A 14,367-nucleotide genomic window follows, 5' to 3' on the forward strand; every position below is an offset into this window, starting at 1 on the left:
CGTGCCGCGCCGGCGGCACTGCCTGCGCGCGCAGCGCCGTGGCCGCTGCGTCAGATCCAGCGGCGGTGCCGGAACACCAGGTACAGCGCGACGCTGACCGCGCCCATCGCCGCGAGCGCGGCCGGGTAGCCCAGCGCCCAGTGCAGCTCGGGCATGTGGTCGAAGTTCATGCCATACACGGTCCCGACGAGAGTCGGCGCGAACAGGATCGCCGCCCATGCCGAGATCTTCTTGACCTCCTCGTTCTGGGCGTTGCTGGCCTCGGAGAGCGCCTTCATCTCCTCGTTCTGGCGCTGCGCGACGAGGGTCGCGTTGACCGTGAGGATGTCGCGCAGGGCCGCGCGGAAGCTCTCGACGCGCTCGTCGACCTCGGTGACGTGGTCGGCGACGTCGCGCAGGTACTTGCGCTGCTCCTCGTCGACCCCGTACTTGGTGAAACCGGCACTCAGCGCGGCGAGGATCGCCCCGAGCGGACGGACCGCGCGCTGGAAGTCGACGACCTCCCGCGACAGCTCGTAGATGCGCCGCGACACCGCCGGGTCGCCGCGGAACACCTCGGACTCGATCTCGTCGATGTCGTTCTCCAGTCCGGCGACGACCGGGCCGTAGCCGTCGACCACGGCGTCGAGGATCGCGTAGAGCACCGCCTCGGGGCCGCGCGCCAGCAGGTCGACGTCCTGCGCGACGCGCCTGCGCACGTCCGCGAGGTCGGGGGACTGGGCGTGGCGCACGGTCACGACGAAGTCGGGGCCGACGAACACGTGCAGCTCGCCGAACTCGACCTGCTCGGCCGCGTCGACGTACCGCGCGGCGTGCAGCACCACGAACAGCGTCGAGCCGTACCGCTCGAGCTTCGGCCGCTGGTGCGCCTGGATCGCGTCCTCGACCGCGAGCTCGTGCAGGTCGAACTCCTCGGCCAGGCTCACGATCTCGGCGGGGTCCGGCCGGTACAGGCCGATCCAGGCCATCGCGCCGCGGTGCTCGCGCAGGCACGCGTACGTGGCCGGGAGGTCGTGCGGCCGGTCGAGGAGCCGCCCGTCGCGGTACACGCCTGCGTCGACCATGCTCGAGCGCTGCTCGTCGCGGACGTCGTCGGTGCTCGTCGGTGGAGGAGCGGTGCGCGCGCTCTGCTGGCGTGCGAGCGCGAGGCGCGCGATGTGCAGCCGCGGGAGGCCCGCTGCGGCGGCGCGGACCGCGCTGCGCGTTCCCTGGGGCGTCCCGTCCTGGGGTGCGCTCTGGGCGGGCGTGCCCTGGGCGGGCTTGGTGCGTCCGAGGCTGGTCGCGCCGGAGGCGGGGGTGACGACGGTGGTGCTGCGACGAGGCATGGCAGGGCTCCGGTGGGGTCCCGCGTCACGCAGGGCGCGACGCGCAGGGGACCCGCACCGGTGCGGGTCGCGGCCGGTGCGGGTCAGGGCTCGGGGCGGGGACTACTACTGGGGGGCTCGCCGCTCATGGTGGCCTCCTCCCCGTCCGCCGCGTCCCTCCGGCAGGGCTGCGCGCAGCGTGACACTACGCCTGCCGGGGCGCCGTGGGCCAACCGTGCGGTGCTGCCGTGGTCGGCGGCGGCACCGCGCCCCGCCGTGCCCCGAACTGCGACCCGAACCGCGACCCGAACTGCGACCCGAACCGCGCCCCGAGCAGTGCCCCCACCCGCGCCCTCGAGCTGCCCCGAGCGCCCGCCCGTCACGCGTGCGCCGCCGCACCCACCGTCGTCGGCTCGCCCCCCGCGGTCGCGGCCGCGACCGCCGCCGCACGCTGGGACGGGTCGTAGCTGCCACCGGGCACCTTGACCATCACGTTCAGCCGGTTGAACGCGTTGATGAGCGAGATCTGGGCGACGAGGGCGGCGAGCTGCTCGTCGTCGAAGTGCCCTGCCGCATCGGCCCAGACGTCGTCGGGGACGCCGGCGGTGTCGGCGAGGCGCGTCGCCGCCTCCGTCAGGGCGAGCGCGGCGCGCTCCGCTGCGGTGTACACGGTCGTCTCGCGCCATGCGCCGACCAGGCCGATCCGCAGCGCGGTGACCCCGGCCGCCTCGGCCTCCTTGACGTGCATGTCGAGGCACGCGCCGCAGCCGTTGATCTGGCTCGCCCTGATGTTCACGAGCTCGACCGTGGAGCGCGGCAGGGGAGAGGCGTGCACGGCCGAGTCGGCGGCGACCAGGTGCTGCACGATCCGGGGGGCGACAGCGGTGGCGAACATGTCGATGCGGGTCACGATGTGCTCCTTCGTCGGGGTGTGCTTGCGCGGGTGCGCTTGCACAGGTGTGACGAGCGGGGCGCGACGAAGGTAACGGGCTCGACGGGCGTGCGCCGGTCAGGCCGACCTCGCCCCGAGGTTCATCGCCGCCAGGCGTGCGGGGTCGGTGACGGAGTGGATCTCGACGATGCGGTCGTCCTCGACCGTGCACGCCATGACCGCGAACGGCCGGCCGTCGGCGCTGCGCACGACGAGGCCCGGCAACCCGTCGACCCATGCGCTGCGGACGTCGAGCTCCGTGCCGACCCCGCGCCGCGCCTGCTCGACGAGCACCGCGGTGCCGCGGCGGACGACGTCCCGGCGGGCGTTGTGCACGGTCCACATGAGGTCCGGGTGCAGGACCCGCAGCAGACCCTCGACGTCACCGCCGCGCGCCGCTGCGAGGAACGCGTCGACCACCGCTCGCTGCCGCCGACGGTCGACGGGTGCCTCGGCCCCGCGCACCTTGTTCCGGGCGCGGCTCGCGGCCATCTTCGTGGCGTCCGCGGACTTCTCGACGATCGAGCCGATCTCGGCGAACGGCATCCCGAACACGTCGTGCAGCACGAACGCGAGACGCTCGTCGGGCGAGAGCGTGTCGAGCACCACCAGGAGCGCGGTCCCGACGGAGTCCGCGAGGACCGCGTCCGCCTCGGGGCCGTCGTCGACCTCCGTCACGACCCACTCCGGGGCGGTGTCGAGCGGCCTCTCGGGCCGCGTCCGACGTGCACGGAGCACGTCGATGCACACCCTGCTCACCACGGTCGTCAGCCATCCGGCGAGGTTCTCGATCGCCGCGGCGTCCTGCCGGGACAGGCGGATCCACGCCTCCTGGACGGCGTCCTCGGCGTCCGCGCGCGACCCGAGAACACGCTCGGCCACGGCCGTCAGGCGCCCGCGCTGCTCCTCGAAGGCCTGGGCGACCGCGTCGCCCCGCACCGCACCACCGCTGCTCGCGCCCGCCACGTCGTCCGCTTCCCTCGTCCGCACCGTCGACGTCGATGACGTCCCGACGCGGTCCGAGGTAACCACGCCGAGCGATCACTCGTGCTGCCAGCTGTGCCAGAGCGCCGCGTAGTCGCCGCCCGCGGCGACCAGCTCCTCGTGCGGGCCGATCTCCGAGATGCGGCCGCCGTCGACGACCGCGACGCGGTCCGCGTCGTGCGCCGTGTGCAGGCGGTGGGCGATCGCGACGACCGTGCGCCCCGCGAGCACGCCGTTGAGCGAGCGTTCGAGGTGGCGCGCAGCGCGCGGGTCGAGCAGCGACGTCGCCTCGTCCAGCACGAGCGTGTGCGGGTCGAGCAGGACGAGGCGCGCGAGCGCGACCTGCTGCGCCTGCGCGGGCGTGAGCGCGGCGCCGCCCGAGCCGACCTCGGTGGCCAGCCCGTCCGGCAGCGCCTCGACCCACGACCAGGCGTCGACCGCCTCGAGCGAGCGGCGCAGCGCGTCGTCGTCCGCATGCTCGTCGGCCAGTCGCAGGTTGTCCGCGAGCGTGCCGACGAACACGTGGTGCTCCTGCGTGACGAGCGCGACGTGACCGCGCAGCTCGTCGAGCGGCAGGTCGACGAGCGGGACGCCGCCCACACGCACCGACCCGCCCGTGGGCGGGTGGATGCCCGCGAGCATGCGTCCGAGCGTCGACTTGCCCGCGCCGGACGGGCCGACCACCGCGAGCCGCTCACCCGGCGCGAGCGCGAGGTCGATGCCGTGCAGCACGTCGTGCCCCTCGCGGTACGCGTACCGCAGGTCCTGCGCGACCAGGTCTGCGCCCTCCGGCTCGGCCGGGTGGGCCTCTCGGTCCGGGTCGACCAGCTGCACGCCCACCACACGGGCGAGCGACGTCGCCGCCACCTGGATCTCGTCGAGCCAGAAGATCAGCTCCCACACCGGACCGGTGACCTGGTAGGTGTACATCACGATCGTCGTGACCACGCCGAACGTCACGTGCTCGTTCGAGGCGAGCCAGCCGCCCCACAGCAGCACGGCGACCGGTGCGAGCACGAACGTGAGGTCGACGGTCGGGAACAGCACGGTGCGCAGGTTCAGCGTCGCGGCCTCCGCCTCGAAGGCCTCCGAGAGGTCTGCACGCACGCGGCCCATCCGGCGTCGGGTCAGGCGCAGCGCGTCGATCGTGCGCGCGCCCTCGACCGACTCGGTGATGGTGCCGTTGAGCTCGGCGTACGCCGCCGACTCACGCAGGTACGCGGGCGTCGCCCGGCGCAGGTACCAGCGCACGACCAGCACGAGCGACGGCACGCCCACGAACATCGCGACCGCCACGAGCGGCGACAGCAGCAGGCTCGCGACGACCGTGAGCGTGATCGTGACGACCGCGACGACGACGCGCGGCACCCCGAACCTGACCGCGTGCTGCAGCTTGTTGATGTCGTTCGTCGTGCGCGCCACCAGGTCGCCCGTGCCGGCACGCTCGACCGTCGACAGGGGCAGCGACGTCACGGTCTCGATGAACTCCTCGCGCAGCTCGGCGAACACCATCTCGCCGAACAGCATCGACGAGCGCTGCGCGAACCGGATGAGCACCGTCTGCGCCAGCACGGCGCCCGCGCCGATCGCGATCATCGAGTTGACGTATCCCACGGTCGTGCCGTCGGAGACGGCGTCGACCAGGCGGCCGAGGATCCACGGGCCGGCGAGGCCGGCGACCGCCGCGAGCGTGTGCAGGACGGCGATCTTGGTCAGCGGCCTGCGGTGCTCGCGGAACAGCCGTGCGGTGTACGCGCGCGTCGCCGCGCCGTCGGCGATGGGGAGCCTCATGCGCGTCCCGCCTTCCCGTCGTTCGTGACGCCCGCCGGGGCGTCGAGCAGCTCGTCGAACGCCTCGTCGGCGATCGGGTCGTCGTCGGTGCCGGCGTCGTCCGCGCCCGCGGGAGCGAGCACGGCCGGCAGACCGTGGGCCGGCGTGCTCTCGTCGAGCCGGCGTCCGACGACGCTCAGGTAGGCCGAGGCCCACGCCTCGTCGGCCGCGAGCAGCTCGGTGTGCGGACCGCGCGCGACGACCTGGCCGTCGAGCAGGAACTGCACCTCGTCGACGTGGTCGAGCACGAGCGGTGACGCCGTCACGACGAGCGTCGTGCGCCCCCGCCGGGCATCGACCAGCCGGCTCGCGATGCGCGCCTCGGTGTGCGCGTCCACCGCGCTGGTGGGCTCGACCAGGAGCAGGATCTCGGGGTCGATGAGCAGGGCCCGGGCGAGCGCGACGCGCTGGCGCTGGCCGCCCGAGAGCGAGCGGCCCTTCTCGGGCAGCTCGCCCGCGAAGCCGTCAGGGGTGGAGTCGACGACGTCGTGCGCGTCCGCGAGCGTGATCGCGCGCAGCAGCCGCGCCTCGTCGCCCTCGCCGTGCACGTCGAGCTCGGCACCGAGCGTGCCCGAGAACAGGTGCGGCGTCGCCTCGGCCAGCACGACCCGCTCGCGCAGCTCGTCCTTGTCGAGGTCGGCGACCGGAACTCCTCCGAGCGTCACGGGGGTCTCGCGCTCGAGCTCGTCGTCGAAGCGTGCCATGCGGGTCGCGACGGCCGCCGACTCGTCGGGGTCCGCGCTCACGAGGGCGACCAGCCGGTGCGCGTCGACGCGCACGCCCGTCGTCTCGTCGACCAGGGGCGAACCAGGCGCGGGCAGCGCCGTCGTCCCCGGTCGCGCACCCGCTGCGGGCACGACGCGCAGCACGCCGATCACCTTCGTCGCGCCCACGTGCGCGCGCGTCGCCGACTGCACCATCCACGTCGCGTTCTGCACGGGCCAGCCGAGGAACGCTGCGTAGCCGTAGGTCGACACGAGCTGGCCGGGCGTGATCGTTCCGTCGAGCGCCATGTGGGCGCCGAGCCACACCAGGACCACGACGAACGAGCCCGGCAGCAGCACCTGCAGCGCGTCGAGCCAGGACTGCGTCGAGGCCACGGCCACACCGCGTGCGCGCACGAGCTGCGACTGCTCGCGGTAGCGCGCGTTGAAGACGTCCTCGCCGCCGATCCCGCGCAGGATGCGCAGGCCCGAGACGGTGTCCGAGCCGAGCGTCGTGAGACGTCCGGACGCCTCGCGCTGCGCGACCTGGCGGCGCTGCAGCGGCTTGACGAGCGCGCCGAGCGAGACGGCGACCGTCGGCAGGCCGAGGAGCACGACGAGTCCCAGCGGGACCGACAGACGCAGCATGAGCACGGCCGCGATGCCGTACGCGACGATCGAGCCGATGAAGCGCGCGAGCACGTGGTAGAGCTCGCCGACGCGCAGCGCGTCGTTCGCCACGGCCGAGACGACCTCGCCCGTGGGCAGCTCGGCCGTGATCGCGTGGCCCGAGTGCGTGACCGTGCGCCCGACGAGCTGCGACGAGGCGAACGACGCGCGCAGCCAGTTCTGGACGTCGTAGCGGTGCCCGACGGCGGCCGCTGCCGCGCTCACGACCCCGAGGGCGCCGAGGAGCCCGGCGGACCGCCACAGGTCCGGGCCGAAGCCGTGCTTCAGGCCCGAGTCGATCGCGTGGCCCGTCAGGTACGGGAGGACCGCCTGGCAGGAGAACATGACGATGCCCAGCAGGACCGCGACGAGCAGGATCCCCCACTGGCGGCACGCGAGCCACCACAGGTAGCGGACGGGACCGGTCAGCGGCGGCGTGCCGGGGTCGTCGAGTGGGAGGGAGCGCATGATCGGCAACCGTACGTGCGCCCACCGACACGGCTCGAATCGTTTTCCCCGTCGCGCGGAGAACGCTCTCCGGCGGCGGGTGGCCGCGGGTGCGGCACGCCTGCCGACGGCGCCCGACGTCGCTGCCCGGTGCGGCCGACCGCGGGCCGGACGCGCGGTCCGGGGCCCGCGAGCCGCCGACTACCCTGGGGGCGTGACGCAGACGCCCCCTCCCGCGCACCGCCCGGTGCTCGTCGTCGACTTCGGCGCCCAGTACGCCCAGCTCATCGCGCGCCGCGTGCGCGAGGCGAACGTCTACTCCGAGATCGTGCCCCACACGGCCTCGGTGCAGGACCTGCTGGCCAAGGAGCCCGCGGCGATCATCCTGTCCGGCGGCCCGTCGTCGGTGTACGCCACGGGCGCGCCGTTCGTCGACCCGGCGCTGTTCGAGGCCGGCGTCCCGGTGCTCGGCATCTGCTACGGCTTCCAGGCGATGGCGCAGGCGCTCGGCGGCACCGTCGCGCAGACCGGCCAGCGCGAGTACGGCGGCACGTCGGTGCAGGTCACCGACGCCGGAACCGTGCTGTCCGGGAGCCCGGACCAGCAGACGGTCTGGATGAGCCACGGCGACGCCGTGCACGCCGCGCCCGAGGGCTTCGAGGTCCTCGCGACGAGCGACGGATCGCCGGTCGCCGCGTTCGAGGACCGCGCCCGCCGCCTGTACGGCGTGCAGTGGCACCCCGAGGTCAAGCACTCCCCGCTGGGGCAGAAGGCGCTCGAGAACTTCCTCTACGAGGGCGCGGGGCTCGCGCCCGACTGGAACCCCGGCAACGTCATCGCCGAGCAGGTCGAGCGCATCCGCACCCAGGTCGGCGACGCCCGCGTCATCTGCGGTCTGTCGGGCGGCGTCGACTCGTCGGTCGCCGCGGCGCTCGTGCAGCGCGCGGTCGGCGACCAGCTCACGTGCGTGTTCGTCGACCACGGCCTGCTGCGCTCGGGCGAGGCGGAGCAGGTCGAGAAGGACTTCGTCGCGGCGACCGGGGTGAACCTCGTCGTCGTCGACGCGCGCGAGCGGTTCCTGCACGCGCTCGCGGGCCACACGGACCCCGAGACCAAGCGCAAGATCATCGGCCGCGAGTTCATCCGCGTGTTCGAGGACGCCGCGCGCGACGTGGTCGCGGGCAGCGACGACGAGGTGCGCTTCCTGGTCCAGGGCACCCTCTACCCGGACGTCGTCGAGTCCGGCGGCGGCGAGGGCGCGGCGAACATCAAGTCGCACCACAACGTGGGCGGTCTTCCCGACGACCTGCAGTTCGAGCTCGTCGAGCCGCTGCGCACGCTGTTCAAGGACGAGGTGCGCGCGGTCGGCCTCGAGCTCGGCGTGCCCGAGGCGATCGTCTGGCGCCAGCCGTTCCCCGGCCCGGGCCTGGGCATCCGCATCATCGGCGAGGTCACGGCCGAACGGCTCGACGTCCTGCGCGCCGCGGACCTCGTCGCACGCGAGGAGCTCACGCGAGCCGGGCTCGACCGCGACATCTGGCAGTGCCCGGTGGTGCTGCTGGCCGACGTCCGGTCGGTCGGCGTGCAGGGCGACGGCCGCACCTACGGTCACCCCGTCGTGCTGCGGCCGGTGTCCTCGGAGGACGCCATGACCGCCGACTGGTCGCGCGTCCCGTACGACGTGCTCGCGACGATCTCCACGCGCATCACCAACGAGGTCCCCGAGGTCAACCGCGTCGTGCTCGACGTGACGAGCAAGCCGCCGGGCACCATCGAGTGGGAGTGACCCGCGCGAGCGGGCCACGGGCGCGACAGGCAGGACCAGCGGGACCGGAAGGACCACAGTGAGCGAGACGAACGACGTGACGGGTACGACCACGGGGCAGACCGAGGTCGGCACGCAGCCGGCCGACGACGCCCAGACCGCCGCCTGGCGGCGCAAGGCGACCGGTGCGCTCAAGCGCTACCGCGTGATGGCGTGGGTCACCGGCACGATGCTCCTGCTGCTGTGCCTGGAGATCGTGCTGAAGTACGGCTTCCACGTGAACGGGTACGACGCCGCGGGTCACGCGAAGCCCGTGATCGGCAACTGGGTCGCGATCGCGCACGGCTGGATCTACGTGGTCTACCTCGTGACGGTCGTCGACCTGTGGTCGACGATGCGCTGGAAGCTGGGTCGCCTCGCGACGCTCGCCGCGGCGGGCGTCGTGCCCGTGATGTCGTTCGTCCTCGAGCGCAAGGCGCACGCGCAGGCGGTCGCCCGGATCGAGTCCGGCGCCCGCTGACCCCCCAGCCCGGGCCCGCTCGCGCGCGAGGTCTCGGTCACGTCCTCGACGCGCCGCGCGGCGGGTCCGGCATCTGTAGCGAAATGCACCCCTTTCGCTACAGTCGACCTGCAGGAACGCAGCGCTCGCGGGGCCGCCGACGGCCTCCCGGACCCCTCGTGCAGGGGTCCGCACCCGGACGTGAGTGAAGGGGAACGGGACAGTGGCGACATCAAGCAAGGGGAGCAGCAAGGGTGTCAAGGGACTCGCCCTGGTCACCCTCATCCTGGGCATCGTCTTCGTCGTGGCCGGTGCGGTGACGTGGGGAGCCGTCACGTCGAACCTCGGGGCCGAGAAGATCACGGTGTCGGACGACGCGAGCGCCTTCCAGGGGCAGCTCGTCGACACGCCGTGGGAGGCCTGGGTCCAGGCCGACGTCATCAACAAGCACGCGCTGGAGGCGTCCGGCGGCAAGACGTACGCCGAGCTCCCGCAGGACGACCCCAAGCGCGAGACGGTCATGACCGCCTCGTTCCTGCGGGCGTCGCTGTTCACGTCCGTCGTGGCGTTCGGGGTCGCGCTCCTCGTCGTCGGCATCGGCGTGTCGCTGCTGATCATCGGCTGGGCGCTGCGCCGCGTGGGCACGCACATCGCCGAGGGTGACGTGGCGGTCGCCGGACCCGCGCCCACCCCTGTCGCTGCCGCACCCGCTGCGCCTGCGCCCGTCGCGGCGGTCGTGCCGCCCGCCCCGGTCGTCCCGCCCGAGCCCGTCGCGCCGCCGGCGCCCGAGCCTGTCGCGCCGCCGGCGCCCGAGCCCGTCGCGCCGCCCGTACCGGCCGACGAGCCCGCACCGTCGCCCGCAGGGCCGCCGCCGGTCGACCCCGTGGTCGCACCGACCGAGCCCGACGTGAACGCGGCCGACGACGTCCGCGGCGCGCACGCGCAGGACGACCCCCCGGCCCCGCCGCGCGAGATCTGACGCGCGAACGGTTCACGCACGACGAGACCGCCCCCCCGAGCGGGGAGGGCGGTCTCGTCGTGTGCGGCCGGTCCGGTGCCGACTCAGCGCCGGCCGCGCCGCACGCCCGGGACCAGCGAGCCCACCAGCAGGGCGAGACCGCCCGCGCCGAGGAGCACGATGATCGCGAGCTGGACGTCGATGGTCGCGCCGCCCGCCCAGGCGAGCAGGCCGACCCCGACCGCCGCCAGCATGAGCCCCCACACGACGGTGCGGACTCGCGGACGCCGTGCAGGCTCGTCCTCGAGCCGTCCCGCGGGGACGCCCAGCGGGAGCGGTGTCGACGGCGGGATGTCCGCGCCCGACGCGACGATGTCGGGTGCCTTGTCGGATGCGCCGGACGAACCGGTGACAGGCGCGGGCTCCTCGTCCGGGACGGGTGTCGCCTCCACGACGGGGAGCACCGCGGTCGGCTCGTCCTCGCCGGGGGTGGCGGCGTTGTCTCGTGTGGGGTCGCTGCTCATGAGTCCTCCCGGACGACGGTGATGTTGCCCGCGCCGGCCTTGATGTCCAGCGTGAGCTGCGGGGAGCGGGTGGTGGAGGCGACGTCGGTGAACGTGCGGTCGCGCAGCCGGACGCCGTCGGTGCCCTGGGCGGCGCCGGGGTCGACGTCCCACTCCATGCGCCCCGCGCCGAGCTCGACGCTCGCGGTGACGGCGGCGTCCGCGGGGACGACGACGGTGAGGTCGCCTGCGCCGATCGTGAGCGGGACGGTGAGCGTCGCGTCCGTCATGGGGACCCCCGCCAGGTCGACGCGTGCGTCACCGAACCCGAGCGCGAACCCGTCGGCGGCGCTCTGCCGGTCGGTGAACGTCGTGGTGACGTCCCCGGCGAACCGGGACTCCGCGGGACCGTCCCACCGCCAGGCGTCGTGCGCGGCGACACCGGCGGGACCCGCGACGAGGATCGCCATGATGGCGAGGAAGCCGAGCGAGCCCGACCGCCTGCCGCGCAGCCCCGCCACGACGATGCCGAGCCCGGCCAGCACGACCGTGATGCCGAGGACCGTGAGCAGGACCGGGCCGTCGAAGTGGTCCGTGCGGTGCGCCGCGAGCAGCGCGGCGGACGAGAGCAGGACGAGCGCGACGACCGTCCCGGTGGTCGCGGCGCCCGGCCCGAGCACGCGCGGTCGCACGGGGCGCGGGGGTGCCGGAGGTGTCACGGGTCGCGTCGCGGCGTACGGCGGGGTCACCGGGATGCCTCCCGCGGTTCCCGGCGTGGGACGCCACGACCGGTCGGTGCCGGCGCCTGCGGCCGACCATCCTGCGGCGTCCGGCGTGGGCGTCGAGCCTGGCGTGAGGGGAGGCGCCGAGGTCGAGACGGGCGCGAGCGGCGTCGTCGCGGCCGACGTGTACCCGGCCGACGGACCGGCCGGGCCCGCGCTCGTGGGGGCGGTGCCGGTGGGGGCGCCGCTCGTCGGGTCGGTGCCCGTGGGCGCGCCGCTCGTCGGGCCCGTGCTCGTCGGCGCAGGGCTCGTCGGTGCAGGGCTCGCCGGGAACGGCCCGTACGGCCCGGAGGGCCCGGCCGGCGCCGCGGGTCCGGACCGGCGAGCGAGGTGCACCACGAGGAACCCGATCCCGACCGCCACGGCGATCCAGAACAGCGTCGCGATCGCCGCGAACACCCCGTGGAACAGCCCCCCGTCGCGGCCCCACCACAGGAAGGGCGTCCCGCCGCGTCCGAGGCCGACGACGACCATCGCGGCAGCGCCGATGATCGCGGCGTCGAACCGCCCGGCGATCAGCTCCTCGAGGTGGATGCGACCGTCGCGGCGCTCGGGCAGGAGCGCCCACGCCGCGCCGTACAGGAGCAGGCCGAACCCGCCGAGCAGCACGGACGCCGCGAACAGCGCGCGCCACACCAGCGGGTCGAGCCCGAACCGCGCGGACAGCCCCGAGCAGACGCCCGCGAACCAGCGGTCGTCGCCGCGGGTCAGGTCGAGCCTGCGGATGCTCGCGAAGAACCCGGAGGTCGGGTGCGGGGGTGCGCCGCCGGGTCCCGAGGAGCCGGGCTGTGCGCCGGGTGCTGTCGTGTCCATGCCTCGATCCTGACGCGCGTGCGTCTGGCGCGGCATCGGGACTGACCCTGAACCGACCCTGACATCTGCCAGCCGCGCCCCGGGGAACGGCCCGCCCGGACCCTCACCGGACCCTGAGATGTGCGCGAACGGCGCCGGGCGACGGCCGTGACGTGTGACGATCGTCCCGTGACGACGACCGCCGGCCCCGCGTCGCCCTTCGGGGCGGCCTCGCGCCTGCCCCTGCGGCGACCCGAGCAGGGGCGCTGGGTGGGTGGCGTCGCGGCGGGGCTCGCGGCGCACGTCGGGCTCCCGGTGCGGCTGCTGCGCGTGGCGTTCGTCGTGCTCGCCCCGCTCGGCGGCGTCGGGGTGTTCCTCTACGGCTTCTGGTGGGTGACCGTCCCCGCGGGCGACCCGCTCGAGGCGGCGGTCGACGCGCGTCCCTCGGCACTCGCCCGGCTCTCGAGGCGCCAGGCGGACGCGGCGCCGGCGCGCCGCTGGCCCGTCACCGACGTCGCGGTCGGCGCGCTGCTCGTCGCGCTCGCGGCCGTGCTCGTCGCTGGACGGGCCGGACGGCTCGACCTGGACTGGGTGCTGCCCGCGTTCGTCGTGCTGGCGGGGGTGGGGCTGGCGTGGAGCCAGCTCGACGCCGCGCAGCGTGGTCGGCTGCGGCGGCGGGCCGGCGGGCGGACGCCCGTGTCGGTCCTGCGCCTGCTCGGCGGCGTCATCCTCGCGGCGGTGGGCGTGCTGCTGCTCGTGGGCCAGGGCTCGGGCCGGGGTGTCGCGACCGACGACCTGCTCCAGACCGTCGTGGCGTCGCTCGCGGTGCTCGCGGGCGTGGCGCTCGTGCTGACGCCCTGGTGGCTGCGGCTGGTGCGGGAGCTCGGCGACGAGCGGGCGGCGCGCGCACGCGAGTCGGAGCGGGCGGACATCGCGGCGCACCTGCACGACTCGGTGCTGCAGACCCTCGCGCTCATCCGCGCCCGAGCCGACGACCCGGCCGAGGTCGCACGCATGGCCCGCGCGCAGGAGCGCGAGCTGCGCGAGTGGTTGTACGACGACCGCCCCGCGCCCGGTACATCGCTCGTCGCGGCGCTGCGGGGCATCGTCGCGGAGGTCGAGGACTCGCGCTCGGGTCCGGACGGCGACCCGGTCGCGATCGAGACCGTCGTGGTCGGCGACCGTGCGCCCGACGCCGACACCGAGGCGTTGCTCCAGGCCACGCGCGAGGCGCTGGTCAATGCCGTGGTGCACGGCCGCCCGCCGGTGTCCCTCTACCTCGAGGTGGGACCGAGCGAGGTCGAGGTGTACGTGCGCGACCACGGCGACGGGTTCGACGTGGACGCGATCGAGCCCGACAGGTTCGGGGTGCGCGAGTCGATCGTCGGTCGCGTGCACAGGCGCGGGGGCGAGGCGAGCGTGGTGTGCAGGCCGGGCCGCGGCACGGAGGTGCACCTGCGCGTGCCCGTCGGGCCGGGCGAGGAGAGCGCGGGCGCCGCGGGGCGCGCGCACGACGACGAGAAGGAGCCGCCGGCATGAGTGCGGGAGAACCGGTCGACGTGGTGCTGGTCGACGACCACCACATGTTCCGCACGGGCGTGAAGGCGTCGCTCGACGACGGCGTCCGGGTGGTCGGCGAGGCGGACACGGTCGACACCGCGATCGAGCTCGTGCGCCGCGTGCGCCCGCCCGTGGTGCTGCTCGACGTGCACCTGCCCGGCGGCGACGGCGGAGGCGGGGCCGAGGTGCTGCGCGCGTGCGCGGACCTGCAGGGCGAGGTGCGGTTCCTCGCGCTGTCGGTGAGCGACGCGTCCGAGGACGTCGTCGCGGTCATCCGTGCGGGCGCGCGGGGCTACGTGACGAAGGCGATCGACGGCGCCGCTCTGTCCGACGCGGTGCGTCGTGTGGCGGGCGGTGACGCGGTGTTCTCGCCGCGGCTCGCGGGGTTCGTGCTCGACGCGTTCGGTGCGGCAGCGGGGGACGTCGCGACGGGTGACGACGAGCTGGACCGCCTCTCGGCACGTGAGCGCGAGGTCATGCGGCTCATCGCGCGCGGGTACTCCTACCGCGAGGTCGCCGCGGAGCTGTTCATCTCCGTCAAGACCGTCGAGACGCACGTCTCGGCGGTGCTGCGCAAGCTCCAGCTGTCCTCGCGCCACGAGCTCACGCGGTGGGCCGCCGCGCGGAGGCTGCTGTGAC

Annotated in this window: 12 protein-coding genes; 5 read left to right on the forward strand and 7 right to left on the reverse strand. The window is 74.6% G+C overall.

Translation table 11 applies throughout. From position 1 onward, the window contains the following. Window positions 1-50: 50 nt before the first annotated feature. From AW16_RS0108530 to AW16_RS0108550, 5 genes are all read right to left on the reverse strand, one after another. A complete protein-coding gene (locus AW16_RS0108530) occupies window positions 51-1,064 on the reverse strand; it encodes a magnesium and cobalt transport protein CorA (protein ID WP_081861550.1) in 1,014 nt (337 codons plus the stop codon). 619 nt (window positions 1,065-1,683) lie between these two features. After that, entirely contained in the window at window positions 1,684-2,214 is a 531-nt protein-coding gene (locus tag AW16_RS0108535; protein ID WP_231495984.1) for a carboxymuconolactone decarboxylase family protein, read from the reverse strand. Window positions 2,215-2,313: 99 nt separating this feature from the next. Further along, window positions 2,314-3,201, reverse strand: a complete 888-nt coding sequence (locus AW16_RS0108540) for a sigma-70 family RNA polymerase sigma factor (RefSeq protein WP_197021593.1) — start codon at window positions 3,199-3,201, stop codon at window positions 2,314-2,316. Window positions 3,202-3,276: 75 nt separating this feature from the next. Next, window positions 3,277-5,010 carry an ABC transporter ATP-binding protein gene (locus AW16_RS0108545; RefSeq protein ID WP_029289666.1) on the reverse strand — a complete coding sequence of 578 codons (1,734 nt, stop codon included), beginning with the start codon at window positions 5,008-5,010 and terminating at the stop codon, window positions 3,277-3,279. Next, window positions 5,007-6,890 (reverse strand): ABC transporter ATP-binding protein, encoded by a 1,884-nt coding sequence (locus AW16_RS0108550; protein ID WP_029289667.1) that lies wholly within the window; start codon window positions 6,888-6,890, stop codon window positions 5,007-5,009. The genes AW16_RS0108545 and AW16_RS0108550 overlap by 4 nt, the downstream gene beginning before the upstream one ends. Before the next feature lie 193 nt (window positions 6,891-7,083). Between AW16_RS0108550 and guaA the strand changes: the two genes are divergently transcribed. From guaA to AW16_RS18945, 3 genes are all read left to right on the forward strand, one after another. After that, window positions 7,084-8,655 carry a glutamine-hydrolyzing GMP synthase gene (gene guaA / locus AW16_RS0108555; protein ID WP_029289668.1) on the forward strand — a complete coding sequence of 524 codons (1,572 nt, stop codon included), beginning with the start codon at window positions 7,084-7,086 and terminating at the stop codon, window positions 8,653-8,655. Between the two features lie 58 nt (window positions 8,656-8,713). Continuing rightward, window positions 8,714-9,154 carry a DUF3817 domain-containing protein gene (locus AW16_RS0108560; protein ID WP_231495985.1) on the forward strand — a complete coding sequence of 147 codons (441 nt, stop codon included), beginning with the start codon at window positions 8,714-8,716 and terminating at the stop codon, window positions 9,152-9,154. A 202-nt stretch (window positions 9,155-9,356) separates the two neighbouring features. Further along, window positions 9,357-10,112 (forward strand): hypothetical protein, encoded by a 756-nt coding sequence (locus AW16_RS18945; RefSeq protein ID WP_369794771.1) that lies wholly within the window; start codon window positions 9,357-9,359, stop codon window positions 10,110-10,112. A gap of 83 nt (window positions 10,113-10,195) precedes the next feature. Here the strand turns inward: AW16_RS18945 and AW16_RS0108570 are convergent, their stop codons facing one another. Together AW16_RS0108570 and AW16_RS0108575 are read right to left on the reverse strand one after the other, a co-directional pair. After that, on the reverse strand, window positions 10,196-10,615 hold the full coding sequence (locus tag AW16_RS0108570; protein WP_029289671.1) for a hypothetical protein: 420 nt from the start codon (window positions 10,613-10,615) through the stop codon (window positions 10,196-10,198). Next, a complete protein-coding gene (locus AW16_RS0108575) occupies window positions 10,612-12,189 on the reverse strand; it encodes a PspC domain-containing protein (protein WP_029289672.1) in 1,578 nt (525 codons plus the stop codon). The genes AW16_RS0108570 and AW16_RS0108575 overlap by 4 nt, the downstream gene beginning before the upstream one ends. Before the next feature lie 168 nt (window positions 12,190-12,357). Here AW16_RS0108575 and AW16_RS0108580 point away from each other — a divergent pair, with 168 nt between their 5' ends. Together AW16_RS0108580 and AW16_RS0108585 are read left to right on the forward strand one after the other, a co-directional pair. Then, on the forward strand, window positions 12,358-13,707 hold the full coding sequence (locus tag AW16_RS0108580) for an ATP-binding protein (RefSeq protein WP_051681798.1): 1,350 nt from the start codon (window positions 12,358-12,360) through the stop codon (window positions 13,705-13,707). After that, window positions 13,704-14,366, forward strand: coding sequence for a response regulator transcription factor (locus tag AW16_RS0108585; protein ID WP_029289674.1), 663 nt, complete (start codon window positions 13,704-13,706; stop codon window positions 14,364-14,366). Before AW16_RS0108580 ends, AW16_RS0108585 begins: the two co-directional genes overlap by 4 nt. Window position 14,367: the final 1 nt, after the last annotated feature.

It is taken from the genome of Cellulomonas sp. HZM, assembly GCF_000708885.1.
Lineage (GTDB): Bacteria > Actinomycetota > Actinomycetes > Actinomycetales > Cellulomonadaceae > Cellulomonas.